Here is a 24,916-nt window from a genome sequence, read left to right as displayed (position 1 = left end):
ATACTTTTCAAAATTATTTGAAGGAACATCATTTAGTAGGTAGTATGTCCAGACGAGGGAACTGTTGGGACAATGCGGTGATTGAATCATTTCATTCAAATTTAAAGACAGAGGAATTCCAATATTGTAAGTTTAATACCCTAGCTAATTTAGAAGTTATTTCTAGAATAGATGGGTACATTCATCATTACAACGAGGGTAGGATTCAAGCAAAATTAGGCTACTTAACTCCAATAGAATTTGGATTAAAGGCAGCTTAAAGGATTTCGGGGTTATCCACTTTGCATGTAGAAAAGACATGCACTTTATTTGGAGATGCGGGCATGATAGCCTATTATGGCTAAGCCAGATTCTCTTTGAGATATCTGGCTTCCTGGCTAAAGAATCTATGCCCGCAGAGGCTCCAAGTAAAGTGACAAAGTGCCTGAACTATTTCCAGTAAAGAACCAATATCAAATTAATGAAAAAGTGTTAAATTTAATATGGATAGGTGTTTTATATATGTCTCATTTGGCTAGGTCAGTTCAAACCATACCTCTTTATTATTCCTCTAATTAAACATCTCTGTTTGCATATGGAGGATAGGGCGGAAATGGTGGCTGCGGTCGGTTACCATGGTGTTTTTTTCCTATCTTAAATTCATATTCAAAGGATACAGGAATATTTAAAAAAACAAAATCAACATCAAAACCAAAAATTTTAAACATTTATTTCCCTCCTTTTGATTTTTTCGTACAATATATTATCATATTTACATATTTTGTACTTTCATTATAGAATATGCTAAATCTAAGGACATGCTTGTGCAAAGTTCTTATATTGATAAAGAAATAATAGGATAATTAGCTTTTTATAAAAAAAGGAACCGAATAAATATTCGACTCCTCGTTTTTTCTATTATGCTTTCCACCATTCGTCAAACATAGAAACTGGAACTTGTCGTTTATGCTCTGTTACTAAATAGCGTGCTTCTATTTTTTCAGCAACGTCTGAACTAACTTCTTTTCCTTCTAAATAATCATCTAGTTGATCGTAAGTTATTCCAAGCTCTGTTTCATCAGCTTGTCCCGGTTTATTGTCTAATAAATCAGCTGTTGGAACTTTTAGATAAATTGCTTCTTCTGCATTTAATTCTTTTAATAGTTGCTTCCCTTGTCTTTTAGACAAGCCTGTTAAAGGTAGAATATCAGCACCACCATCACCATATTTTGTAAAGAAGCCTGTAACAGCTTCAGCTGCATGGTCCGTACCAATAACAAGTAGATTCTCCTGGCCGCCAATTGCATATTGAGCAATCATACGCATTCTAGCCTTTACATTTCCTTTATGATAATCGGATAATGATGTTTCACTCATTCCATCAAATACTTCTTTTACACCATCGACCGGCGTTTTTACATTAAATACATATTCTTTGTCCGCTTTGATAAATTCTAATGCACGTATCGCATCTACTTCATCTGCCTGAACTCCATATGGTAGTCTTACCGCAATAAAGGTTGCGTCATATCCTTCCTCACGTAATTGTTCCACTGCAAGTTGTGCTAATCTCCCAGCTAATGATGAATCTTGACCACCACTTATTCCTAAGACAAAGCCTTTCGCTTTCGCTTTTTTTGCATAATCCTTTAAAAACTGGACTCTTTTTTCAATTTCCTCTTTCGCATTAATTTCAGGTTGGACATTTAAATCCTTCATAATTTTTTGTTGTAAGCTACTCATGATTTTTCCTCCTTATTTTCGATTTTGAATAGTTACCTTTACTTTTTCTAAAAGATTCATTTTATTTTCCCAACATAATGGGCTTAAATCTACAGGGTATTCTTCTGGATTTAAAGAACGCTTATATTCATCCCATAGTATTTCTAAGCTTTGCTGTGAATACTTTTGAATCGCAAAGATATCAGGCGTATCATATACTAATTTTCCATTTATAAATATATCTTGGTGAATATCTACAGCTGTAAAATTCGTAACGAATTTACTGATATACGTATGGGTTGGATGGAACATCTTTAAACGCTCTTCCGTTTCTGGATGTTCCGATTCTAAACAAATATAATCCCCTTCTGACTTCCCATTTATATCGTTTATAATTCGATATACCCTTTTTAGCCCAGGTGTAGTCACTTTTTCTGGGTTGCCACTAATTTTTATCGTATCTTGCATCGTACCATCCTCGTCTTCTATCGAAACAAGTTTATAAACACCACCAAGAGCTGGTTGATCATATGCAGTAATTAATTTCGTGCCAATTCCCCAAATATCTATTTTTGCACCTTGTGCTTTTAAGTTAATGATTGTATATTCATCAAGATCATTACTTGCAACTATTTTTGCATCTGTAAAACCTGCTTCATCGAGCATTTTCCTTGCTTCTTTCGATAAGTAAGCAAGGTCTCCACTGTCTAAGCGAACACCGCGAAAATTAATGCTTTCTCCTAATTCTTTCGCCACTTTAATTGCAGTTGGCACACCAGAACGCAAAGTATCATAGGTGTCTACTAAAAACACACAGTCCTTATGTCTTCTTGCGTATTTGTGAAAAGCAATATACTCTTCATGATATGCCTGAATCATGGAATGGGCATGTGTTCCAGAAATAGGTATTCCAAATAGCTTCCCTGCTCTAACATTCGAAGTGGAACTAAAACCGCCAATAAAGGCAGCGCGTGTACCCCAGAGGGCTGCATCTAACTCATGGGCACGTCTGCTTCCAAACTCCATTGCTATTTCATCACCAATCACATTTTTAATTCTTGAAGCTTTAGTCGCAATCAATGTTTGGTAATTCACAATATTTAAAATAGCTGTTTCTACGATTTGTGCTTGCGCAAGAGGTGCTTCTATTCTCATTAATGGTTCATTTGCAAAAACAACTTCGCCTTCTTTAACTGAACGCAAGCTGCCAGTAAACTGTAAATCCTTTAAATAAGCAAGAAAATCCTCTTTAAACCCTTCTTGTCTTAAATAGTCAATATCATTTTCTGAAAAATGGAGACTCTCTAAATACTGAATAACTCTCTCCAGTCCTGCAAATACGGCATAGCCATTATGAAATGGTAATTTTCTAAAATAAACTTCAAAGACAGCATTCTTTTCTGCAATACCATCTTCCCAGTATGTTTCTGCCATATTAATTTGGTATAAATCGGTATGTAACATTAAACTGTCATCTTCATAATTAAAACTCATTATAATCCTCCTGCTACCCTTAAACGACTAAAGGATCCTTGCTCCTAGTACATTTTTAAAGTGCTCCAATGCCCACTGATGGCCAATTTCATTAAATGTTGCTACGGCATTTTCATATATATGGATATTATACCCATGATTATAAGCATCAACAGCAGTATGCAATACACAAATATCTGTACAAACGCCAACTAGATAGATATCTTTTATTGACCTTTCTTGCAATTTAATATGTAAGTCTGTGCCAGCAAAAGCACTGTATCTAGTCTTATCGATCCAATAAACATTGGTTAACTCTTTATTATTTTCATATGTTTTTTGAAGTGCTCCATACAACTCTCTTCCCTTGGTTCCAGCTATATTATGAGGTGGGAAAAGCTTAGATTCTGGATGATAATTATCATTTAATGTATGCAAATCAATGGCAAACACCGTATAATCTCCATTTTCGATAAAACGCTCTGTTATACTCACAATTTCTTTTTCTATCGCAATGCCAGGTATCCCACATGGTAAATTGCCCTCTACAAAGTCAAAAGTATAATCAATATTAATTAGAGCTTTCATTAAATCCCCCTTCATCTTCCACTTATGATAATAAAATAAGATGATTTCGCAAATTTTGTTTTATCTGAACAAATGGGAGTATATCTTATAATTGCTGATAGTTGATGCACTATTTAATAGTTACATCTATTACATCAAGTTCAGTAATAAACGAATTTATGAAACATCCGCGGTTTTATTTAAACTATCCTTTATTATACCATTCATTTTATTTTTTCCTATTGTAAATACTCAATTCTTCTGATTTTATTGAAAGGAAATCCTCCGCTTTTTATAAAATGGTAAATAATCACATTGTTTTTGTGTTACTAATAAATTGTCATAAATATTTCATAATCTCTTTAAAATTCTACTATAGTCCCAGTTGCAAATTGCTTTTCAACGGTGATTTCGATATAATTTTATTGTTCACTAATAATGAGGTGTATAAATGATTGATTTATTATTAGACTTTACATTTTTTCCTAGTTATCAAACGGTTTACTATACATTTTTAGTAGGTCTAGTACTGAAATACTTATGGGATTGGAATATAAAGACTACCATCCAACAGGAATTCTTTGCGACAGAACAGAAATTGTCGCTAGATGTTTCAATCACAACAATAAATATGAATGTTCAAAAATATAATACTCCTATTTTGCACTGGATTGTTAAAAATATCCGTAAAAGAATAGAGAGTTCTCATGATGATCCTGAAAAACCTAATTTCTCCATTGTTATCTAATATTTAACTAACAATTTGGAGGAATTACATTGAAAAAATTATCTAAAAACACTTTATTAATTATGCTGTTAAGTTTTTCAACTATTTTACTGAGTGCATGTTCATCTTCAACAACAGGAAATAATGATGGGTTTTTCCATAAAGTATTTGTAGAACCTTTCATAGCGATTATTCATGGGACTGCTGATGTCTTTGCTGGAAGCTATGGTCTTGCGATTATTCTTATCACATTAGTGATCCGCTTAGTCCTTATGCCATTAATGCTAAAGCAATATAAAAACCAACAGCATATGAAAGGAAAAATGGAACTTATTAAACCTGAAATGGATGCTATCCAGAAAAAAATCAAAAGCACAAAAGATCAAAAAGAGCAGCAAAAACTACAAATGGAAATGATGGATTTATACAAGAAGAATAATATTAATCCCTTAAATATCGGTTGTTTGCCTATGCTGATTCAAATGCCAATTTTAATGGGTTTCTATTATGCAATCCGCGGTTCTCATGAAATAGCTAGCCATTCTTTCTTATGGTTTAATTTAGGTCAATCTGACCTTATTTTAACTGCATTAGCAGGAATTGTTTATTATCTGCAGTTTAGAGTTTCTCAAAGTACTATGACACAAGAACAAAAAAAGCAAATGCGCATAATGGGATTACTATCTCCTGTCATGATCGTTATGGTTTCTTTAAATGCACCTGCAGCTTTACCGCTCTATTGGACTGTCGGCGGTATCTTTCTAACCTTTCAATCCTTGTTAGGGAGAAAGCTATATCCTCCACAACCCATTAACGCAAAAGTAGTTACAGAGAAATAATGATAAAGGACAAATTTTACTGAAAGCTATTCTAGTAAAATTTGTCCTTTTTCTTTCTTCCTATTTGAAAGACTTATTTATAAGATTAAAGCAAGTTTCCAACCTGCTAGACAAAATAAAATCCCTCCAAAAAAGGTTCCTAAAGAATAAAGGAAAAAAGCTCCATTTTTCTTTTCTCTCATTAATGTTACAGCTTCAACTGCTAATGTTGAAAAGGTTGTATATGCTCCCAAAAAACCAACTGCCATAATAAAATATATACTTGTATATACCTTCAATCCCACTAGTAATCCTAATAGGAACGATCCACTAATATTTACAATCATTGTTGGAATAGGGATACTTGACTGTATTCTTTTTTTCAATTCATTAATAAGTGCAAATCGACTGATGGCACCAAGAAATGCCCCCAACCCGATTAATAGAAGGTTATTAAGCATTTGATCGACTCCACTTTCTTTCTCCCAATTTTAATCCTATAACTGCAAACATAAATCCGAATACAGCACTACCAGCTACGTAAAATGTTGCAAGTAAATAATTCCCTACAGCTACTAACTGTACAGCATCCATGCTAAGTGTGGATAAAGTTGTAAAAGAACCAATCATTCCTGTTCCAATCGCTGTTGCATATACTGATTTAATCTTTTGTTTTTTGATAATTGCACTGGTGAACCATCCTAAAACAAAAGAACCAATAGTATTTATCACCATTGTCTGAAAGGGAAATTCATACGGAAAAGGAACTTGGCCAACTACATATCTTAATATACTTCCAATTACTCCACCAAGCCCAACATAAAAATAACTCATGATTTATTCATCCTCTTGACTATTATATAAATTATAAAAAGGGTTGTAATGAAAAACAAAAAAGATGTCTCTAAAATGATATTCGTTATGTTTAAGGAGAGGGATTCTATTAGCGAATTGGTCCTCCTATTCATAACTGAATTGCTCATTTAAGACATCTAATCTTCTTATATTGTTTGAAAGTAATCCTTGTAAAATCCGCCGACTTTACCGGTATTATCAACTACAAAGTAAAATTCCTCTGTTTCGTTTTTCACTTCATATTCTTTTCCAACAGTTAACACTCTATTAACAATGTATTTGCTTGCATCGGTATGTATACATTTTACTCTTTTAATGGTTTGTTTATTTTCCCAATTTTGATGTATCATTTCTTTGCTCCTTTCATTCTAGTACTATCCTAGTATAAAGGGAAACCGATACATAGTGCAACATGTTCTCATTATGAAACTAAATTCTCTTTTTCCTTTACCATCCACTTAATCTTATTTCTTTCAAAAGTAAACCATTTTCCTGTATATGCTTGTAAAAAAGTCACATAGCAAACGCCATTTATCCAATCTAAGCGTTTGAAATCCATTGCATAATAGGATGTATGATCATACTTGATAACATATAAATTATTATGTTCTTGAATATACATATTATGACCTTCTTTCTATGATGTCGATAATAATCTATACCACAGAAGGAGTATCCATTAAACCAAAAGAGTTATTATGTTAGAAACATTTTTTTGACTGTTTGTTTCTATATGCTCGCCAACTTTCCTCTGTTATTTCTTGTTGCAGCATTTCTTCTTGATTACAGACATATACAAATGCTTGCCAAGTTTCATTGTCCCTATATACTGTCACTTCTTTCCGTACATAGAGATTATCCTTTCCTTCAGGCTCATAATCTTCAAATGCATCAAGTAAAGATACTTCTTCTACTGGGACTTCGTATAATTCGCCATATACTTTTTTATGATTATCTATGATTAAAAAAGGATATTCTAAGCTAGCATCATATAATCTCCCGTAAATCCAAACGTCTTCAGCAACACATGTATAATTTGTCATCATAGAATGATTCAATTCATTCTTTAACAAAGAGCCATATACAAAAACTAGTACGGTGTCATTGTCTTTCATAATCTACTCCTTTCTTTTTAAAATTTTAGATGAAAAATTATTCAAGTATAAAAAGAATACAGGTGGTTTCTTATGTGAAAACCACTTGTATCTATTTAAATCATTACTTATGCTTCAAATAATAAAGATTCTGGATCCTCTAGTAATGCTTTAATTCTGGCTAGGAAGGTAACGGCTTCCTTCCCATCGATAATTCGATGATCGTAGGAAAGCGCAAGATACATCATTGGACGATTTTCCATTCTTTCTGCATCAATTGCGATAGGGCGTAATTGAATTTTATGCATTCCGAGTATTCCAACCTGTGGCCCATTAAGAATTGGAGTAGATAACAAGGAGCCGAACACACCACCGTTAGTAATGGTAAATGTACCACCTTGCAAATCGCTCAAGGAAAGTTTATTATTTCTAGCTTTACTAGCAAAACCTAAAATTTCCCCTTCAATTTCTGCGAAGTTTTTTCGGTCCGCATCTCTTAATACAGGTACAACAAGTCCTTCGTCTGTTGAAACGGCAATACCAATATCATAATATTTTTTCAATACGATTTGATCGCCTTGAATTTCTGCATTTAGTAGCGGCGCTTTCTTTAAAGCAGCTACGACAGCTTTTGTAAAGAAAGACATAAATCCGAGCTTCACATCATTCTCTTTTTGGAACGTATCTTTCCGACGATTTCTAAGTGCCATAATATTTGTCATATCTACTTCATTAAAAGTAGTCAGCATTGCTGTATTTTGTTTTACTTCTAATAGGCGATTAGCAATAGTTTGTCTTCTTCTTGTCATTCTAACTCTTTCTACTCGGTTATCCATTTCAGCGGCAGGAGTGGATGTAGCTGCTTTGGGAGCTTGTGATGGCTGAGCTGCTGGAACTTCAACTTGCTTTTGCTCAAATGCTGCTACATCTTGTGCTCTAACTCTTCCTAACGGATCATTTGTTTTTACAGCAGCTAAATCAATTCCTCGCTCACGTGCCAATTTGCGAGCTGCTGGAGAAGCAATCGGAAGTTGTTTCGTACCCGATAAATCTTCTTGTACCTTAGGCTGTTCTGCTTGTGGAGCTTCTGTTATTTCCTCTGCAACTTGCTTTTCTTCTACTACTTCTACTGCTTTTGGTTGTTCAGCTGCTGCCCCTTGTGCATTTACAATCGCAATTGTTTCCCCAACTTGGACAGTGTCTCCTTCACTTGCTTTTAATTCTTGAATAATGCCACTTTCTTCCGAAATAATTTCCACATTTACTTTATCTGTTTCTAGTTCAACAATATAATCTCCCTTTTCTACGTACTCCCCTGTTTTCTTCAACCATTGTGCTACTGTTCCCTCTGTAATGGATTCAGCTAATTCTGGTACCTTAATCTCTGCCATTTTATTTTTCCCCCTCAATTCATTCCATTGTCAATGCTTCATTTACAATTCTTGCTTGATCTTTACGATGAACATTTGGATCCCCTTCAGCAGGACTTGATCTTCTTCTTCTACCAACATATTGCAAGGAAACAGAATTTGGAATCAGCTTTCTAATTCTTGGTTCCATAAAGCTCCATGCCCCCATATTTTTTGGTTCCTCTTGCACCCATACAATTTCTTTTAAATGAGGAAAACGCTGAATAATTTCTGCTAGTCTTTCTTCCGGGAATGGGTAAATTTCTTCTACTCTTGCAAGATGAATGGCATTCGCGTTTTCAAGATTCTGATATGCTTTATATAAATCAATGGAAACTTTCCCTGTTGACAGAACTAATCGAGTAACAGCTTTTTGATTTTCCAATCCATCCTCTACTTCCAAAATAGATTGGAAAGCTCCATCACTGAATTCTAAACTATTTGAAGCAACATCTGGATTACGCAACAAGCTTTTTGGTGTCATAATAACTAGTGGGCGAACTTCTTCTTTTTTTAGAATAGCTGCCTGTCTTCTTAAAATATGAAAATATTGAGCTGATGATGATAAATTTGCCACTGTCCAGTTGTTTTCTGCTGCTAAAATTAGGAATCTTTCTAGTCTTGCACTGGAATGCTCTGGACCCTGCCCTTCATATCCATGTGGCAAAAGCATAACTAGACCGGATTTTTGTCCCCATTTCGCTCTGCCTGCTGCAATAAATTGGTCAAACATTACTTGAGCCGCATTTGCAAAGTCGCCAAATTGTGCTTCCCATAACACAAGCGTTTCTGGTGCATGAACATTGTAACCGTACTCAAATCCTAAGACGGAACCTTCTGACAATGGACTATTATGAACAGCGAACGATGCCTTTGCAGTTGATAAGGTATGTAATGGTGAATACTGCTCTCCTGTCTGATAGTCATGTAGGATAATATTACGATGAGCGAAAGTACCACGTTCCGAATCTTGACCAGATAAACGAATAGGTGTCCCATCCTCCAAAATCGTAGCAAATGCTAATGTTTCTGCTAAAGACCAATCAATTTTGCCATTTCCCTCTAACGCATCATTTCTTCGTTTTAATACTTTTCCTAATTTATCAAAAATTTGAAATGGAGGAGGATAAGAAAGCAATTCATTATTAATATGTTTCAGTTGTTCAATCGAAACAGCTGTGTTTATTTGTGGTAATTGTCGTTCCACTGAATTAGGTGGATTTGTAATGATTGGATCCTCATGCTGTTTCGGCACTCGTTCATGTGCTTCTTTTAATTTTCCAATCACTTCATCCTTGATAGCTTGAACTTCCGTTTCTTGCATAATATTTTCTGTGACTAGTTTTTCACCATACAGCTTTGTAATAGTAGGATGTTCATGGATTAACTTGTACATTAATGGATTTGTTGTCATTGGTTCATCCATTTCATTATGCCCGTATCTTCTATAGCCAATTAAATCGATTAAGAAATCCTTTTTAAATTTTGCTCTATATTCACATGCGAGCTTCGCAGCTTTAATACAAGCCTCTGGATCATCTGCATTGACATGAATAATCGGTATTTCGAACCCTTTTGCTAAATCACTTGCATAGCGAGTAGATCTAGAATCACTCGATTCGGTCGTAAAGCCAATGGTATTATTGGCAATGATATGAATGGTACCTCCAGTTCGATATCCCTTTAATCCTGTAAGATTTAATGTCTCAGAAACAATCCCTTGCCCTGGAAATGCTGCATCCCCATGAATTAAGATAGCTAAAGATTTGTTTGAATCTTCTTCTGGAAATCCTGGTTTCGTTCTATCATCCTGTGAAGCACGTGTGAAGCCCTCTACAACTGCACCAACAAACTCGAGATGACTCGGATTATTAGCAAGTGTTAAACGGACATTCGACACATTATTCGCTTTAATTTGGCGATCTAAGCCTAAATGATACTTAACATCTCCTGTCCATCCAAAACTGATTCCGATGGATCCTTCAGAAGGAACTAATTGCTTATTTGGAGCATGCTGAAATTCAGAAAAAATCATTTCATATGGCTTTTCTAAAACATGTGCCAAAACATTTAATCGACCTCTGTGTGCCATTCCTATATTAATATTTTGTGCACCATTGATCACTGATTTTGAAATAATCTCATCAATCAACGGTACCATTGCATCAAGACCTTCAATAGAAAATCTCTTTTGCCCTACATACGTTCTATGTAAAAAACTCTCAAATTCCTCTACTTCAATTACTCTTTTTAATAATTTCTTTTTTAATTCCTTATGACACGCAGGCTTTAGGCTTCCAGACTCCACTTTTGCCTGCAGCCAATTCTTTTCTTTAATATCATTAACATGATAGTATTCAAACGCAATCGTCTTCATATAAATATCTTTTAAATACTGAACAGCCTCAAAGCCATTAAATACATGCTTTGGTGCGTCTGGACAAATTAAAGAGGCTGGAATTTTTACTAAATCTTCTTTTGTAAGATTAAAGCGCGATAGTTCAAATAAATCATATTCTCTTTTATGGTCCTTTAAAGGGTAGATATCTGCGGCTAAATGTCCATAAGCCCTTATCTTATTTACTAATGTAACCGCTGCAATAATTTTCTCAACTTGAACCTCGGATTGTAAAGATAAATGATTTGTGCTAGTTTGTTCTTGATGATCAATCGGGGGACCCCATTGATCGAAGTGCTTTTTCATTTCTTCATCAACTGAATTCGGATCTTGAACATATTGCTCATAAAGCTCCATTACAAGCCCTAAATTGGGCCCGTAAAACTTTGGTTGGTATGAGACTGTACCACCAGATGGCTTCTCCATGAAAATTTCCCTCCACCACTTTTAATATCATTTTTATCTTCCCTTTGTTATTGCACAATACACCTTTTATTAAAAAAACTTTTTTAAAACGTTTACATTACTATTCTATCATGGTTTAATTACAGCTTCAAAAGTTTTACACATTTTTATAGTAAAAAAATTAAAAATATTTTTTGCCGCTCCTATCTTGGCAAAAAAAACAATCTTACTAGTAATCTTATGCGGCTTTCATCATTACATGACAAAGGAAAAAAGGAAGTTCAAACCACGTATTTTACACGGTAGAACTTCCTTTTCTTCTATATATGAAATCGAACCATGACTTTTGTCCCTTGTCCAACTTTACTTTTAATCGTTATCGTTCCTTTATACAATTCTACAATTTTCTTAGCTATAGCCAATCCAAGACCTGTTCCGCCCTGCTCTCTGCTTCGGGCTTTATCTACACGATAAAACCGATCAAATACTTTATCAATGTCTTCTTTCGGGATACCAATTCCTTGATCACTAATCTCTAGAACAAAATGGTGGTCTGTTTCATACGTATGAAGAAAAATATTTTTTTCTTGAAAAGAATATTTCACCGCATTATCCATTAAAATTGTAATGATTTGCTGTAAATGCTGTTCAGACACTTTATAAAGATGAAGGGAATCAAGCTTCATTTGAAAGGTAAAATCCTGATGGAGCATTGTAAAATCACGGATTGTGTGTTCTAAAACCAACTTTACTCTTTCCGGCGTTAAATCGGATTCTCCTCTATTTTGTTCTAATCTCGATAAGTCTAATAAGCTGATGATCAATTTTTTTAATCTAGTTACTTCCTCGGTAGATGCCACAAGGGACTCTTCTAAAATGTCTTTATTATTTTTTCCCCATCTATTTAGCATAGAAAGATGTCCCTCTAGCACAGAAACTGGTGTTCTCAGCTCATGGGAAGCGTCTTCAATAAATTGTTTTTGTTGCTGAAAGGACTGTTCAATCACATCCATCATCTCATTAAAAATAATCGTTAAATCGGATATTTCATCTTTTTGACGATAAACAGGCATTCTTTCTTTAAAGCCAGTATTCTTAATTTTTTTCATGGTTTTTGTCATGGAGTTGACAGGTCTTAATAATAAATAGGAAATAAAGTACCCAATAAGTCCACTTATTAATAACGCAGCAATTGTAAACAACATCATGGCAAAACGTAAATGTTCACGAACCTTATCTAATGATTGCAGAGATCTTATGATTTCAACTCTTCCTTTAAATGATGGCAGCTTTAATTCCTTACTGTATACTATTGAGTTCTGCTCACCAATAGAAATATAATGAAATTGCTCATCATTGTATATCTGATTAGGTTCAATGATGGGGAAATCACCATTCATATCAGAAAGGATGGCATGTCCATCATCATCCAATACACGAATAAGCTGATTGTTATTATTTAATTTCTCCAATAAAGCAATATTATCTGTCAGTTCTTCTTCTGTAAGATCTCTTTCCTTTATATTCAGCTGTTGGACGACTTGCTCCATCGCTTGCTTCATATCTGTTTCTTCCTGATTTAATAACCAAGAAGAAACAGTATGGAACTCAAAAAAAGAAAAAATAGAATAAGTTAAAAAAATGCTAACAGATAATGCTAGTGTTAATTTCCACTTCCAAGGTAAAAGAGACACTTTTTTTATAAATTTCATCTCATCACATATCCTATTCCTCTGACCGTTTCTATATATACTTCTTGTCCAGATGGATCAAGCTTATTTCTTAAATATCTTACATATACATCAATCACATTTGTTTCTACTTCTGATTCATATCCCCATATCTTTTCTAATAATTTATCTCTAGATAAAACGATATTTATATTGGTCATAAACATATAAAGTAAATCATACTCTCTTTTCGTTAAGGATAGAAGTGCTTCGCCTTTTTTGGCAATATGCGACTCCACCTCAAGCGTAATGTCTTTGTATGTTAGCTTTGTCACTACTTTATTGGAAGAATTACTTTGTGGATCAATTCTGCGAAACAACGCACGGAGTCTTGCAAGTAGCTCTTCAATAGCAAATGGTTTAATTAAATAATCGTCTGCGCCACTATCTAATCCAGATACTCTATCTAGAACACTATCTCGTGCAGTTATCATTAATATAGGGGTGTTTTTTGTTTGGCGGAGTCTTCTGCATACCTCAATTCCATTTAATTCTGGCAGCATAAGATCTAATAAAATGATATCCCAATCTTCCTCTAATGCCTTTTGAAGACCGCTTCTACCATCTGAACAAACCTCTGTTTTGTAACCTTCATACGTTAATTCTAATTCAATAAATCTCGAAAGATTTTTTTCGTCTTCAATTATCAAAATTTTTTTCATCATACCACGCTCTCTATATGTACATAGGTATCGTTATAAGCGTAATGTTGAAATTTGGGAGAAAAAAATTTCAACAAAACAGCTTTAACTTACCTAAAGATATCGTTATTTTATCATGTTAGAAGCTTGATATACAAAAATTGTTTACGACATTTAATTTTCTTTTGAAAACATAGAATCCATAATTGCGTGCGCTATTTCAACAAATTGAAAGCCAAATAAAGACGCAGCAGTTATGGAACTAAATACGATCATTGCGATGCGAAGAAAATTCATGTTTCATCTCTCCTTTTAATGAAATTTTTGCTTAATGCAATAAGGATATTTCCTATTTACCCATTGCAATGGGATAATTAAGCAACTATATTACTTCTGTTGATAATATAAACATATTTTTCAATGTGCTTAAGTGAATAAAACAAATGGTATACCTCTTTTTGTAAAAAGGCATGAAAGAAACATTAAAATATGATGAGAAGAAAAAATCGGGCATAAAATTTTAGAAATTTAGCCATTATAAAGAAAGTATTATTCGTTCTTTAGAATAATTTGGAAAAAATAGCATAAGAAAATAGGTTTTTTTTAAACTCGTATGTCTATTGTTTTAATTTATTATTTAAGATGAAAGTATTATTAGGAAGTTTAGGAGGTTTCACAATGAATATTGGACGTGCGATTGAAATTATGAATGCGGCGGATATTGTGGATGTTAGTTATCAGGGAGAAAAGATAATCATTCAAAACGTTGATGAGAAAACGAAAAAAGCAAGAATATATACGAAAGCCAATCCTGATTATGAATTAGATGTAGATGTATATCAGCTTATTGAAGAAATATAACTTTATTTTCCGCTTATTTAAAATAAGAAGAATAAAGATTCTTTTCAGAAATAAAAAATAATTGTTGCTAACTTTTAAAATATATAGTAAATTAAGAAACAATTACATAAGTAATTCTTATCAAGAGAGGTAGAGGGAATGGCCCGAAGAAACCTCAGCAACCTTCAGTACCCTACAAAATACTGAAAAGGTGCTAATTCCATCAAGCATAATGGCTTGAAAGATAAGAAGAAGGACCAATAAATAATCAAAGTCTTCTTCTTATAAACGAAGGAGACTTTTTTTATGGATTTTTTCTTCTATTCTTTCTTGGTACGTACTTATTACATAAAAAATCCACATAAAAGAATAGGAGAGTTATAGAATGTATAATTTAGAAACGAAGTTAGCACAAATTGGAAATCGCAGTGAAACAACAACGGGTGCGGTAAATCCACCTGTCTATTTTTCCACCGCTTATCGTCATGCCGGTATTGGAGAGTCAACTGGCTACGATTATACTCGTACTGGAAATCCAACTAGAGAAATTTTAGAAAGAGCGATTGCTGATTTAGAAGAAGGAGATCAAGGATTCGCTTGTAGTTCAGGAATGGCTGCCATTCAAACAATCCTTTCTCTTTTCCAAAGTGGTGATGAGTGGATTATTTCCAAAGATTTATATGGAGGAACATACAGACTGCTAGAACAAGGCTATAAAAAATGGGGTCTGCGATGTACTTACGTCAATACCTCAGATACAAATGCCCTGCGTGCGGCAATATCCCCTAATACAAAAGCGATCTTCCTTGAAACTCCTACTAATCCTTTAATGGAGCAAACGGATATTTCTGAAGTTGCTTCCATTGCAAAAGAAAACGATATTTTACTTATTGTAGATAATACTTTTTATACTCCTATTATCCAACAGCCGATTCGCTTAGGAGCTGATATCGTCATCCATAGTGCGACAAAGTATTTGGGCGGTCATAACGATGTCCTTGCAGGTCTTATTGTAGCTAAAGGAGAAGCACTTTGTAAGGAGCTTTTTTTACATCATAATTCCGCTGGTGCTGTTTTAAGTCCCTTTGATTCTTGGTTATTAATGAGAGGAATGAAAACATTAGCGTTAAGAATGGAGAAACATGAAGAAAATGCAAAAACACTCTCTTCCTTCCTTCAAGAACACGAAGCTGTTGTAGATGTTCTCTATCCTGGTCGAGGTGGAATGATCTCATTTAGAATTCAAAACGAATCTTGGGTAAATCCATTTCTGCAAAATTTAACTCTCATCTCTTTTGCAGAAAGTTTAGGTGGTGTGGAAAGCTTTATTACCTATCCAGCTACACAAACCCATGCTGATATTCCATTAGAAGTAAGATTAGAAACAGGTGTTGATAACCAGCTATTGCGTTTTTCTGTAGGTATTGAAAATGTAAATGACTTAATAAAAGATTTGGATAAAGCATTTTCCATTGCAAAGGGAATTGCCAAGGAGGTAACAATATGAGCACACCATATACATTTGAAACGAAACTACTTCATAATAAGCATAAATTCGATCCAGAAACAGGAGCCGTTAGCGTGCCAATTCAGCACGCTTCTACCTTCCATCAAAAGGATATAGATGAATTTGGCAAATATGATTATAGCAGAAGTTTGAACCCAACAAGGGAAGCCCTAGAAGAAGTCGTAGCAGAATTAGAGGATGGTACACATGGATTTGCCTTTTCTTCTGGAATGGCTGCTATTTCAACTGCCTTCCTCTTATTATCACAAGGTGACCATGTTGTGATTTCGGAAGATGTTTATGGCGGTACTTATCGTATGGTTACAACTGTGTTAAATCGCTTTGGCATAGACCATACCTTTGTTGATATGACAAATTTAGAAGCTGTTGAAGCAGCGGTTTTACCAAATACAAAAGTTTTCTATGTAGAAACTCCTTCTAATCCGTTGTTAAAGGTTACAGATATTGAGGCAATTAGCCTTCTAGCAAAAAAGTACAATGCGTGGACATTCGTTGATAATACCTTTTTAACACCAGCCCTACAAAAGCCATTAACACTTGGAGCTGATGTCGTCTTACATAGTGCAACTAAATTCTTGTCTGGACATAGTGATGTTATTGCCGGCGTTGCAGTTGTAAAGGATCCATCCCTTGCCAAACAAATTGGCTATTTGCAAAATTCCTTTGGTGCTGTTCTTGGTGTACAGGATTGCTGGTTACTGCTTAGAGGAATCAAGACTTTACATGTCCGCATGAAGCATTCAAGTGATGGTGCTCGAATTATTGCAGAGCATTTACGAAATCATCCTTTAATCAAAAAAGTACATTATCCTGGATTTGAAGACCATCCACAATATGCCATCCAGCGAAAACAAGCGTCAAATCCAGGTGCTGTATTTTCCTTTGAGTTACATTCAGAAGAAGCAATGCGGACATTTGTTGAAAATGTGAAACTACCGGTTTTTGCTGTAAGTCTCGGTGCAGTCGAATCAATTCTTTCGTATCCTGCAAAAATGTCTCACGCGGCAATGGATCCTGCTGCTCGGGCAGAACGTGGAATTACAGATGCTCTTCTTCGCCTTTCCGTTGGACTAGAAAATCCTCAAGACTTAATCAATGACTTTGAGGCTGCATTGAAAAAAACAGCGGAGCTACATTATATTTAATGGAGGAATATGATGAGTTTTCTTGATCGACTAAAAAGCGAAATTTTAATAGCGGACGGTGCTATGGGTACCCTCCTCTATTCTTACGGAAAGGATACTTGCTTCGAAGCATTAAATATTTCTCATCGAGAACAAATTGAACAGGTTCATCAAGCATATATCCATGCAGGTGCAGATATTATTCAAACAAATTCATATGCTGCCAACTATTTAAAGTTACAAAGATATGGGCTTGAGGATAGCGTAAAGGAAATAAACAGTACTGCCGTTAAAATTGCCAAACAATCTTCAAAAGATAAGAATGTGAGTGTTTTAGGCACAATTGGCGGAAATAGAGGAATGAAGCCTCAAGCCATTAGCTTAGAAGAATTAAAGCGAAGTTTTCGAGAACAGCTTTATTGTTTACTTCTAGAAGGTGTCGATGGTATTCTCTTAGAAACATTTTATGATATGGAAGAATTAGAAACAGTATTACAAATTACAAAAAAAGAAACAGACCTTCCAGTCATAGCGCAGGTCTCCATACATGAAATCGGCGTGTTGCAAAATCAGTCGCCACTAAAGAATGCCTTTGAGAGATTAGAAGGTTTAGGAGCAGATGTCATTGGGCTAAATTGCAGATTGGGCCCACACCATATGATTGCATCACTCGAGCAGATTCCACTGCCAAAGGATGCCTATTTATCAGCATATCCAAATGCTAGTTTACCAACTTATATTGACGGAAAATTCGAATATAAGGACAATGCGGAATATTTCAGAAAATCAGCTGAAGAGTTCCGTAAACAAGGGGTTCGGCTATTGGGAGGATGTTGTGGAACAACACCTGAACATATAAAAAACTTCGCGGAAGTATTGAAAAATGCTTCCCCTATTACAGATAAACCTGTTACATCTAACAAAGCTATGGTAGATTCTATTGTCCTTCACTCCCCTCCCCCACGGGAATTCACACCCTTGGAGGAAATTGTAAAGGAAAGAGCTTCGGTCATTGTAGAATTAGATCCGCCAAGAAAATTAGATACAACACGTTTTTTTGAAGGAGCAAAAAAATTAAAAGAAGAAGGCATTGACGCCATTACGCTTGCAGACAATAGTTTAGCATCTGCTCGTATTTCCAATACAGCAATCGGTACATTAGTAAAGCAGAATATTGGCCTACGTCCCCTTATTCACATTGCTTGCCGGGATCGGAATATGATTGGATTGCAGTCTCATTTAATGGGATTACATACACTTGGCCTTCATGATGTCTTAGCAATTACAGGCGATCCTGCAAGAGTTGGCGATTTTCCAGGTGCTTCTTCCGTTTATGATATGACATCTTTTGATTTAATTTCGATGATCAAGCAGTTAAATGAAGGTCTCTCATTCTCTGGAAAAAACTTAGGACAAAAGACAGCTTTTTCTGTCTCTGCGGCATTTAATCCAAATGTTCGCCAAGTGGATAAGGCTGTTAAAAGACTCGAGAAGAAAATTGCCTGCGGAGCTGATTATATTATTACACAGCCAATTTATTCAGAAGAAAAAATAGTTGAGTTATATGAAGCTACTAAACATATTGATATACCAATTTATATCGGCTTAATGCCTTTGACGAGCAGCAATAATGCCGAATTTCTTCACAATGAAGTACCTGGTATAAAAATAGAGGATTCGATTCGTCAGGCAATGGCAAATTTAAAAGACAATCCAGAAAAAGCAACACAAGAAGGTTTAACTATTACAAAGTCGCTAATTGATACTGCATCCACCTTCTTTAACGGTATCTATTTAATAACGCCTTTTTTACGATATGAGCTTTCAGTCGAATTGGCTCGCTATACTAAGTTACGAACTGCTGCAACTAGGAGGAAATGTGATGCAACAAATATCATTAGCTGACAAACTCAAACAAAAAATCATGATTATGGACGGCGCAATGGGCACAATGCTCCAACAAGAGGATTTAACAGCTTCCGATTTTGGTGGCGAGGAATTAGAAGGTTGTAATGAAAATCTAACATTAACAAGACCAGAAATCATTTCCAAAATTCATGAAGCATATCTTGAGGCTGGCGCTGATATTATTGAAACAAATACATTTGGCGCAACTAAACTTGTCCTAGATGAATATCATCTAGGACATCTTGCTTACAAACTGAACATAACTGCAGCAAAACTCGCCAAAGATGCTGCTTTGAAATATTCAACTCCCGATTGGCCGAGGTTTGTCGCAGGTGCAATGGGACCTACAACCAAAACATTAAGTGTTACTGGTGGCACTACATTTGATGAGCTTATCGCATCATATGAAGAACAAGCAACTGGTCTTATTGATGGAGGCGTAGATATTCTCCTCCTAGAAACAAGTCAGGATATGTTAAATGTAAAAGCTGGCTTTCTCGGAATTAAGCAGGCCTTTTCAAAGACAGGAAAAGAACTACCGTTAATGATCTCAGGCACAATTGAACCAATGGGAACAACCCTAGCTGGCCAGTCTATCGAAGCTTTTTACATTTCTGTTGAACATATGAATCCAATTGCAATCGGATTAAATTGTGCGACAGGGCCGGAGTTTATGCAGGATCATATCCGCTCTCTTTCTGGTCTTTCAAAGTATGCCGTAAGCTGCTATCCTAATGCCGGCTTACCGGATGAAGAAGGACATTATCATGAAACAGCATCCTCTCTTGCGAATAAATTAAGCGGTTTTGCAAAAGAAGGCTGGCTAAACATCGTCGGTGGTTGCTGTGGGACAACGCCAGAGCATATTCGAGCAATATCGGAAAAAATGAAGGAGATTTCCCCTCGGAAAGTAGCGGAAACAAACTATCATATGGTTTCTGGAATTGAGCCATTCATTTATGATGACCCTACATTAAGACCGATAATGGTTGGAGAACGTACAAATGTCATCGGTTCCCGGAAATTTAAGCGGTTAATAAATGAAGCGAAATTTGAAGAAGCATCAGAAATTGCAAGAGCCCAAGTTAAGGGCGGAGCACATGTTATCGATATATGTTTAGCAGATCCTGATAGAGATGAACTGGAGGATATGGAGCTTTTTATGAAAGAGGTTGTAAAAAAAGTGAAGGTGCCTCTTGTCATCGACTCAACTGATGAAAAAGTAATTGAAAAAGCCCTCTCCTATTCACAAGGTAAGGCAATTATTAATAGTATTAACCTAGAAGATGGGGAAGAAAGATTTCAAGCCATTGCCCCTCTCATCCACAAATATGGTGCCTCTGTTGTTGTAGGAACAATCGATGAAGATGGAATGGGAGTAACAGTGGAAAAAAAGTTAGAAGTAGCAAAACGCTCTTATGAATTATTAACGAACAAATATAAGATAAATGGCCAGGATATTATTTTTGACCCCCTTGTTTTCCCTGTAGGTACTGGCGATGAACAATATATTGGTTCTGCTAAAGCTACTGTAGAAGGAATCAAACAAATTAAAGAAGCTTGTCCAGATGTTCAAACGATTCTTGGAATAAGCAATGTTTCCTTTGGTCTCCCTCCTGTTGGCCGAGAAATACTAAATAGCGTCTTTCTTTATCACTGTACGCAAGCTGGTCTAGATTACGCCATCGTCAATACGGAAAAGCTAGAAAGATTCGCGTCCATTAGTAAAGAAGAAATTGAGTTAGCTGAAAAGCTATTATTTGAAACAACAGATGAAACATTAGCAGTTTTTACCGATTTCTATCGGGATAAGAAAAAAGAAAAGGTTAATTCACTAGAACATTTAACATTAGATGAACGATTGGCTTATTATGTCGTGGAAGGAACAAAGGAAGGTTTACTAGATGATTTGGCAATTGCGCTAAACAACTATAGTGCACCATTAGATATTATTAATGGACCGCTAATGAACGGAATGAAAGAAGTCGGTCGCTTGTTTAATGATAATCAGTTAATTGTGGCAGAAGTTCTCCAAAGTGCAGAAGTAATGAAAGCATCTGTTTCTTTTTTAGAAGGCTATATGGACAAAAACGTTTCAACCTCAACGAAAGGTAAAGTTATCTTAGCCACCGTAAAAGGAGATGTTCACGATATTGGGAAAAATCTTGTCGATATTATTCTCTCAAATAACGGCTATGATGTCATTGATCTAGGTATAAAAGTTCCACCAGCAGAGTTAGTTTCTGCAATTAAAAAGGAAAAGCCAAACATTGTTGGTTTATCTGGTCTCCTTGTAAAATCAGCCCAGCAGATGGTTTTAACAGCAGCCGATATGAAACAAGCAGGAATAGATATCCCTATATTAGTCGGCGGGGCTGCTTTATCAAGAAAATTTACTGATACGAAAATTACAAGGGAATATGATGGATTAGTACTTTATGCAAAAGATGCCATGAATGGACTCTCACTTGCAAATCAACTTACAAATAATGAAGAAGTGCTTTTACTTAAAGAAGAACATAACAGAAAAAAACAAGCACTTTTAACAAAGCCAATCAAGGACCCTGTAAAACCTATTATCACAGGCATAAAAAGAAAAACAATAAATCAAAATGCGCCTATCTTCATACCACAGGATACCAAAAGGCATTTATTAACCAATTATACACTTGGGCATATTAAACCATATATTAATAAACAAATGCTGCTAGGACACCATCTAGGTTTAAAAGGAAAAGTAGAAATGCTACTCTCTGCTAAAGATGAAAGAGCGGTCCAACTAAACAATATGATTGAACAGCTTTTACAGGAAGCAGAACAAAATAACTGGATATATCCTAAAGCCATTTACCGCTTCTATCCTGCTCAATCGGATGGAAATAAAATATATATTTATGATCCAGAGAATGCATCTAAGCTATTGGAAACCTTTGACTTTCCAAGACAAGAAAGAGAACCATATCTTTGTCTCGCAGACTATCTAAAGCCAGTCGAAAGCGGAATGATGGACTATGTTGCCTTTTTTGCAGTTACAGCTGGCACAGGAATACGAGAAGCAGCAGAACAATTAAAGCGGGATGGAAGATTTCTTGAATCCCATGCCCTACAATCACTAGCCTTAGAAACAGCAGAAGGTCTGGCAGAATTAATTCATCGCCAAATTAGAGATAGATGGGGATTCCCTGATCCAGCAACCTTTACGATGAAGGAACGCTTTGCTGCGAAATATCAAGGGCAACGATTTTCATTTGGATACCCAGCATGCCCTGAACTAGAAGACCAAAAAAAATTATTTGGACTACTTTCTCCAGAGGATATTGGCATTACTTTATCGGAGGAATGTATGATGGAACCAGAAGCATCTGTTTCTGCAATGGTATTTGCCCATCCAGATGCAAGATATTTTAATGTATTATCTAGTTCACTGTAATTTAGTAGAATGACCTTTTCTTTATTTGATATGATCGGTAATGAAAACCAGCTGATATTGTTGTTTCAGCTGGTTTTTATTTGTGTTTTGTCTAGACTTTTTTAAACTCCCTTTTTAGAATATATCTTTGGAGTTGTAATTTTTTTGATGTGGATGTTATATTCGTTGGTTTATTTGCATGTGGATTTTATCGCTTGTTTTTAATATTAGTTTATGTTGGTATTGTTGCGGTTTTGGTTTTCATCTTGCGGATGAACGCCATTTTCTTTGACTCCTACTGCTAATATGGTGTTCATCTCCCTAATGAACACCACTTTCCACGCTTCTACTGCTAATGTAGTTTTCATCCCCCCCTCTTGACGCCACTTTCCTTCCCTCATCCAAGCAATACTATCCAATCTCTTTACAAAATCATTAATAAAACAATTCTTAACTCTATTTAAATTCTAAATATTATGGTAAACTTACAAATAATTATTTTATAGACAGAAAGAAGGTTACATAAATGATTCGAGAACTTACAGAGAAAGATCATTCCATTGTCATGGAATTTTTGTTCCAGAATCCTTCAATCAATCTATTTATTATTGGCGATATTGAAGCGTTCGGCTACCATGCAACATTCCAAAAGCTTTGGGGAGAATTTAAAAATGGGGAAGTAACTGCAGTTCTGCTAAAATACTTTGAAAGCTATATATTTTATTGTCAAGATAAGGACAATTTTGATGTAAACGGCTTTGCTACAATTATGTATTCTAATAACAAGCCTGTTACCTTGTCTGGTAAAGCTGAGTTAGTGGAGAAATTTGAAAATCACCCTAACATTACATTAGGAAAGAAAAGAGTCACATATTTTGCACAATGTGGAACAAAAAGAGAATTACAAGCAACCGAAACAATCAAAAACGCAACGATTGTTGATATTGACAGAATTGTAGCATTACAGCATTCCATCGATGAATTTAGCACGACAGATGAAACAAAAGAAATGTTAAAAAAAGCAATTGAATTTAAAACCGGACGCACATATTTTCTTGAAAATGATAGAGGAAATATTATTTCAACTGTTTCAACTACAGCCGAAAATTCCCAATCGGCAATGATAGTCGGTGTATGCACACACAAAGATTATCGGAATAATGGGTATGCTAGTAAGTTAATGACAGCACTTATTAATGATGTATTAGCTGAAAAACAATATGTCTGCTTGTTTTATGACAATCCAGAGGCAGGAAAGATTTATAAAAAAATCGGATTTGAAGATATTGGATTATGGACGATGTATCGTTAAATTATAAATAACAACAAATCCCTTTTGCTGATGTTAAAAAGCAAAAGGGATTTCTCAGTAATTTCCTATTAATTTTATAAGGCTGTTTTCGTAAAGTTTGTTGCGATTACCCGCAGCCGGAATAMACTTCGCTTTCCGTGGGGCTAAGCTTAAGCCTCCGGGGTCTCAGACTGTCTCGCTAATCCCACAGGATTCTTCATGTATTCCGGCTGCTAATTGTTTCCAACTAATTCTTTTTTTCCTATTGAAAAAACAATAATCCTTTAGAAAACAGCCTTTTATAAAAATAAGAACATCAATTTCCCCACTGATATGCTTATCTCCACTACTTAAGCAGCAATTCTAAATCTGTAAAAAGGGAAATGATTTTCTGTAAATGTCTCCATTCTTTTGATTGTATATTTACTAAATCAACAGTGTAAGAGGCATTTACAGTAACTAACCGAACTGTACATTTAACTGAATCAATTCCCAAGAGCTCTTCTTCCCAATTCCAAATTTTCAATCGATATAATTCCATCTTTAAAGCATCGTATTCGTATGGCTCGATTTTATTAAAAACTGGTGGAATGACAATTGGAAATTGACTCCATTCTTGAATTAAATAATTGTGAAGGTCAAAATCGATATGAATACTAAAAGAGTGTTCTTGATTAACCTTATATTCAACAATTAATTTTGTAATTTCTTTATCTGGATGAATCGATACAATATCATCACAAACCTCGAATAAGTCTTTCTTGCGAGAAAGGACAGACTTAATGGAGGACATTGAAATCGGTGTATCATCCTCTCCTAAATAGCGATTTAATTCATTATAAATGACGGAAAGGGTTGTTGGTCCATTAAGCTGCAAAACATCAATTATTTTTTCATACAAAGTATTCATCCGTTTTTCCTCCACTATTTAAATCGATGTATTGATAACTGTTTGTCTCTTTATCTTAAAGCAATATCCAATAATATTCCACAGCTAG

General features: G+C 35.1%; 25 protein-coding genes and 1 riboswitch. Of the genes, 9 read left to right on the top strand and 16 right to left on the bottom strand.

What is annotated here, in order from left to right; genetic code table 11:
- A partial coding sequence (locus ADJ83_RS20365; protein ID WP_048717499.1) for an IS3 family transposase occupies positions 1-260 on the top strand: 260 nt, incomplete at its 5' end.
- Positions 261-554: 294 nt separating this feature from the next.
- On the opposite strand, the gene ADJ83_RS25755 is transcribed toward ADJ83_RS20365, so the two are convergent.
- The 4 genes from ADJ83_RS25755 to ADJ83_RS20350 all read right to left on the bottom strand — a co-directional run bounded on the left by ADJ83_RS25755 (position 555) and on the right by ADJ83_RS20350 (position 3,762).
- Positions 555-707, bottom strand: a complete 153-nt coding sequence (locus ADJ83_RS25755) for a hypothetical protein (RefSeq protein ID WP_155986767.1) — start codon at positions 705-707, stop codon at positions 555-557.
- Between the two features lie 190 nt (positions 708-897).
- Positions 898-1,722, bottom strand: coding sequence for an ammonia-dependent NAD(+) synthetase (gene nadE / locus ADJ83_RS20360; protein ID WP_031538740.1), 825 nt, complete (start codon positions 1,720-1,722; stop codon positions 898-900).
- A gap of 12 nt (positions 1,723-1,734) precedes the next feature.
- Entirely contained in the window at positions 1,735-3,195 is a 1,461-nt protein-coding gene (locus ADJ83_RS20355) for a nicotinate phosphoribosyltransferase (RefSeq protein ID WP_031538738.1), read from the bottom strand.
- Positions 3,196-3,222: 27 nt separating this feature from the next.
- Positions 3,223-3,762 (bottom strand): cysteine hydrolase family protein, encoded by a 540-nt coding sequence (locus ADJ83_RS20350; RefSeq protein WP_031538736.1) that lies wholly within the window; start codon positions 3,760-3,762, stop codon positions 3,223-3,225.
- Positions 3,763-4,192: 430 nt separating this feature from the next.
- On the opposite strand from ADJ83_RS20350, the gene ADJ83_RS20345 reads away from it, so the two are divergent.
- Both ADJ83_RS20345 and yidC read left to right on the top strand, forming a co-directional pair.
- On the top strand, positions 4,193-4,489 hold the full coding sequence (locus ADJ83_RS20345; protein ID WP_031538735.1) for a hypothetical protein: 297 nt from the start codon (positions 4,193-4,195) through the stop codon (positions 4,487-4,489).
- Positions 4,490-4,518: 29 nt separating this feature from the next.
- The gene (gene yidC, locus ADJ83_RS20340) at positions 4,519-5,307 is read left to right on the top strand and encodes a membrane protein insertase YidC (RefSeq protein WP_031538734.1); all 789 of its coding nucleotides are present in this window, start codon (positions 4,519-4,521) and stop codon (positions 5,305-5,307) included.
- Between the two features lie 77 nt (positions 5,308-5,384).
- Here the strand turns inward: yidC and ADJ83_RS20335 are convergent, their stop codons facing one another.
- The 10 genes from ADJ83_RS20335 to ADJ83_RS26610 form a co-directional block, all read right to left on the bottom strand.
- The gene (locus ADJ83_RS20335) at positions 5,385-5,747 is read right to left on the bottom strand and encodes a fluoride efflux transporter FluC (RefSeq protein ID WP_031538732.1); all 363 of its coding nucleotides are present in this window, start codon (positions 5,745-5,747) and stop codon (positions 5,385-5,387) included.
- Positions 5,740-6,120 carry a fluoride efflux transporter FluC gene (locus ADJ83_RS20330; RefSeq protein WP_031538730.1) on the bottom strand — a complete coding sequence of 127 codons (381 nt, stop codon included), beginning with the start codon at positions 6,118-6,120 and terminating at the stop codon, positions 5,740-5,742. Before ADJ83_RS20330 ends, ADJ83_RS20335 begins: the two co-directional genes overlap by 8 nt.
- Positions 6,121-6,287: 167 nt before the next feature.
- Positions 6,288-6,491, bottom strand: a complete 204-nt coding sequence (locus ADJ83_RS20325) for a DUF6501 family protein (RefSeq protein WP_031538728.1) — start codon at positions 6,489-6,491, stop codon at positions 6,288-6,290.
- A 71-nt stretch (positions 6,492-6,562) separates the two neighbouring features.
- Positions 6,563-6,763 (bottom strand): hypothetical protein, encoded by a 201-nt coding sequence (locus ADJ83_RS20320; RefSeq protein ID WP_031538726.1) that lies wholly within the window; start codon positions 6,761-6,763, stop codon positions 6,563-6,565.
- A 79-nt stretch (positions 6,764-6,842) separates the two neighbouring features.
- Entirely contained in the window at positions 6,843-7,256 is a 414-nt protein-coding gene (locus ADJ83_RS20315) for a gamma-glutamylcyclotransferase family protein (RefSeq protein WP_031538724.1), read from the bottom strand.
- 107 nt (positions 7,257-7,363) lie between these two features.
- Positions 7,364-8,626: a 2-oxoglutarate dehydrogenase complex dihydrolipoyllysine-residue succinyltransferase gene (gene odhB, locus ADJ83_RS20310; protein WP_031538722.1), complete on the bottom strand. Its 1,263-nt coding sequence runs from the start codon at positions 8,624-8,626 to the stop codon at positions 7,364-7,366.
- Positions 8,627-8,645: 19 nt separating this feature from the next.
- On the bottom strand, positions 8,646-11,468 hold the full coding sequence (gene sucA, locus ADJ83_RS20305) for a 2-oxoglutarate dehydrogenase E1 component (RefSeq protein WP_031538720.1): 2,823 nt from the start codon (positions 11,466-11,468) through the stop codon (positions 8,646-8,648).
- Between the two features lie 299 nt (positions 11,469-11,767).
- Positions 11,768-13,159, bottom strand: a complete 1,392-nt coding sequence (locus tag ADJ83_RS20300; protein WP_031538719.1) for a HAMP domain-containing sensor histidine kinase — start codon at positions 13,157-13,159, stop codon at positions 11,768-11,770.
- Positions 13,156-13,839, bottom strand: coding sequence for a response regulator transcription factor (locus ADJ83_RS20295; protein WP_031538717.1), 684 nt, complete (start codon positions 13,837-13,839; stop codon positions 13,156-13,158). The genes ADJ83_RS20300 and ADJ83_RS20295 overlap by 4 nt, the downstream gene beginning before the upstream one ends.
- 153 nt (positions 13,840-13,992) lie before the next feature.
- The gene (locus ADJ83_RS26610; RefSeq protein ID WP_268817820.1) at positions 13,993-14,115 is read right to left on the bottom strand and encodes a hypothetical protein; all 123 of its coding nucleotides are present in this window, start codon (positions 14,113-14,115) and stop codon (positions 13,993-13,995) included.
- A gap of 381 nt (positions 14,116-14,496) precedes the next feature.
- Between ADJ83_RS26610 and ADJ83_RS20290 the strand changes: the two genes are divergently transcribed.
- The 5 genes from ADJ83_RS20290 to metH all read left to right on the top strand — a co-directional run bounded on the left by ADJ83_RS20290 (position 14,497) and on the right by metH (position 22,648).
- On the top strand, positions 14,497-14,679 hold the full coding sequence (locus ADJ83_RS20290) for an H-type small acid-soluble spore protein (RefSeq protein WP_031538716.1): 183 nt from the start codon (positions 14,497-14,499) through the stop codon (positions 14,677-14,679).
- A gap of 114 nt (positions 14,680-14,793) precedes the next feature.
- Positions 14,794-14,909: riboswitch (SAM riboswitch) on the top strand.
- Positions 14,910-15,043: 134 nt separating this feature from the next.
- The gene (locus tag ADJ83_RS20285; RefSeq protein WP_031538715.1) at positions 15,044-16,165 is read left to right on the top strand and encodes a methionine biosynthesis PLP-dependent protein; all 1,122 of its coding nucleotides are present in this window, start codon (positions 15,044-15,046) and stop codon (positions 16,163-16,165) included.
- On the top strand, positions 16,162-17,331 hold the full coding sequence (metC, locus tag ADJ83_RS20280; RefSeq protein WP_031538713.1) for a cystathionine beta-lyase: 1,170 nt from the start codon (positions 16,162-16,164) through the stop codon (positions 17,329-17,331). Before ADJ83_RS20285 ends, metC begins: the two co-directional genes overlap by 4 nt.
- A gap of 12 nt (positions 17,332-17,343) precedes the next feature.
- Complete coding sequence (locus tag ADJ83_RS20275) at positions 17,344-19,215, top strand: bifunctional homocysteine S-methyltransferase/methylenetetrahydrofolate reductase (RefSeq protein ID WP_031538711.1); 1,872 nt, start codon at positions 17,344-17,346, stop codon at positions 19,213-19,215.
- Positions 19,193-22,648, top strand: a complete 3,456-nt coding sequence (metH, locus tag ADJ83_RS20270) for a methionine synthase (RefSeq protein ID WP_031538709.1) — start codon at positions 19,193-19,195, stop codon at positions 22,646-22,648. The genes ADJ83_RS20275 and metH overlap by 23 nt, the downstream gene beginning before the upstream one ends.
- Before the next feature lie 206 nt (positions 22,649-22,854).
- On the opposite strand, the gene ADJ83_RS25750 is transcribed toward metH, so the two are convergent.
- Positions 22,855-22,995 carry a hypothetical protein gene (locus ADJ83_RS25750; protein ID WP_155986766.1) on the bottom strand — a complete coding sequence of 47 codons (141 nt, stop codon included), beginning with the start codon at positions 22,993-22,995 and terminating at the stop codon, positions 22,855-22,857.
- Positions 22,996-23,153: 158 nt separating this feature from the next.
- On the opposite strand from ADJ83_RS25750, the gene ADJ83_RS20260 reads away from it, so the two are divergent.
- A complete protein-coding gene (locus tag ADJ83_RS20260; protein ID WP_031538706.1) occupies positions 23,154-23,939 on the top strand; it encodes a GNAT family N-acetyltransferase in 786 nt (261 codons plus the stop codon).
- A 325-nt stretch (positions 23,940-24,264) separates the two neighbouring features.
- Here the strand turns inward: ADJ83_RS20260 and ADJ83_RS20255 are convergent, their stop codons facing one another.
- Positions 24,265-24,828: a hypothetical protein gene (locus ADJ83_RS20255; RefSeq protein ID WP_031538705.1), complete on the bottom strand. Its 564-nt coding sequence runs from the start codon at positions 24,826-24,828 to the stop codon at positions 24,265-24,267.
- Positions 24,829-24,916 lie beyond the last annotated feature (88 nt).

The organism is Bacillus sp. 522_BSPC (assembly GCF_001076885.1).
GTDB lineage: Bacteria > Bacillota > Bacilli > Bacillales > Cytobacillaceae > Niallia > Niallia hominis.
The sequence above is the reverse complement of the archived record's forward strand: the minus strand, read 5'-3'. Positions and strand labels throughout refer to the sequence as shown.

What these genes read in the sequence shown, in the direction of transcription:
- ADJ83_RS20260 (WP_031538706.1), top strand. Translation starts at nt 23,154, where the DNA reads ATGATTCGAGAACTTACAGAGAAAGATCATTCCATTGTCATGGAATTT.
- ADJ83_RS20355 (WP_031538738.1), bottom strand. Translation starts at nt 3,195, where the DNA reads ATGAGTTTTAATTATGAAGATGACAGTTTAATGTTACATACCGATTTA.
- ADJ83_RS20290 (WP_031538716.1), top strand. Translation starts at nt 14,497, where the DNA reads ATGAATATTGGACGTGCGATTGAAATTATGAATGCGGCGGATATTGTG.
- metH (WP_031538709.1), top strand. Translation starts at nt 19,193, where the DNA reads ATGCAACAAATATCATTAGCTGACAAACTCAAACAAAAAATCATGATT.
- ADJ83_RS25750 (WP_155986766.1), bottom strand. Translation starts at nt 22,995, where the DNA reads ATGAAAACTACATTAGCAGTAGAAGCGTGGAAAGTGGTGTTCATTAGG.
- ADJ83_RS20330 (WP_031538730.1), bottom strand. Translation starts at nt 6,120, where the DNA reads ATGAGTTATTTTTATGTTGGGCTTGGTGGAGTAATTGGAAGTATATTA.
- ADJ83_RS25755 (WP_155986767.1), bottom strand. Translation starts at nt 707, where the DNA reads ATGTTTAAAATTTTTGGTTTTGATGTTGATTTTGTTTTTTTAAATATT.
- nadE (WP_031538740.1), bottom strand. Translation starts at nt 1,722, where the DNA reads ATGAGTAGCTTACAACAAAAAATTATGAAGGATTTAAATGTCCAACCT.
- ADJ83_RS20345 (WP_031538735.1), top strand. Translation starts at nt 4,193, where the DNA reads ATGATTGATTTATTATTAGACTTTACATTTTTTCCTAGTTATCAAACG.
- ADJ83_RS20350 (WP_031538736.1), bottom strand. Translation starts at nt 3,762, where the DNA reads ATGAAAGCTCTAATTAATATTGATTATACTTTTGACTTTGTAGAGGGC.
- ADJ83_RS20285 (WP_031538715.1), top strand. Translation starts at nt 15,044, where the DNA reads ATGTATAATTTAGAAACGAAGTTAGCACAAATTGGAAATCGCAGTGAA.
- metC (WP_031538713.1), top strand. Translation starts at nt 16,162, where the DNA reads ATGAGCACACCATATACATTTGAAACGAAACTACTTCATAATAAGCAT.
- ADJ83_RS20300 (WP_031538719.1), bottom strand. Translation starts at nt 13,159, where the DNA reads ATGAAATTTATAAAAAAAGTGTCTCTTTTACCTTGGAAGTGGAAATTA.
- sucA (WP_031538720.1), bottom strand. Translation starts at nt 11,468, where the DNA reads ATGGAGAAGCCATCTGGTGGTACAGTCTCATACCAACCAAAGTTTTAC.
- odhB (WP_031538722.1), bottom strand. Translation starts at nt 8,626, where the DNA reads ATGGCAGAGATTAAGGTACCAGAATTAGCTGAATCCATTACAGAGGGA.
- ADJ83_RS20315 (WP_031538724.1), bottom strand. Translation starts at nt 7,256, where the DNA reads ATGAAAGACAATGACACCGTACTAGTTTTTGTATATGGCTCTTTGTTA.
- ADJ83_RS20320 (WP_031538726.1), bottom strand. Translation starts at nt 6,763, where the DNA reads ATGTATATTCAAGAACATAATAATTTATATGTTATCAAGTATGATCAT.
- ADJ83_RS20255 (WP_031538705.1), bottom strand. Translation starts at nt 24,828, where the DNA reads ATGAATACTTTGTATGAAAAAATAATTGATGTTTTGCAGCTTAATGGA.
- ADJ83_RS20295 (WP_031538717.1), bottom strand. Translation starts at nt 13,839, where the DNA reads ATGAAAAAAATTTTGATAATTGAAGACGAAAAAAATCTTTCGAGATTT.
- ADJ83_RS26610 (WP_268817820.1), bottom strand. Translation starts at nt 14,115, where the DNA reads ATGAATTTTCTTCGCATCGCAATGATCGTATTTAGTTCCATAACTGCT.
- ADJ83_RS20325 (WP_031538728.1), bottom strand. Translation starts at nt 6,491, where the DNA reads ATGATACATCAAAATTGGGAAAATAAACAAACCATTAAAAGAGTAAAA.
- ADJ83_RS20275 (WP_031538711.1), top strand. Translation starts at nt 17,344, where the DNA reads ATGAGTTTTCTTGATCGACTAAAAAGCGAAATTTTAATAGCGGACGGT.
- ADJ83_RS20335 (WP_031538732.1), bottom strand. Translation starts at nt 5,747, where the DNA reads ATGCTTAATAACCTTCTATTAATCGGGTTGGGGGCATTTCTTGGTGCC.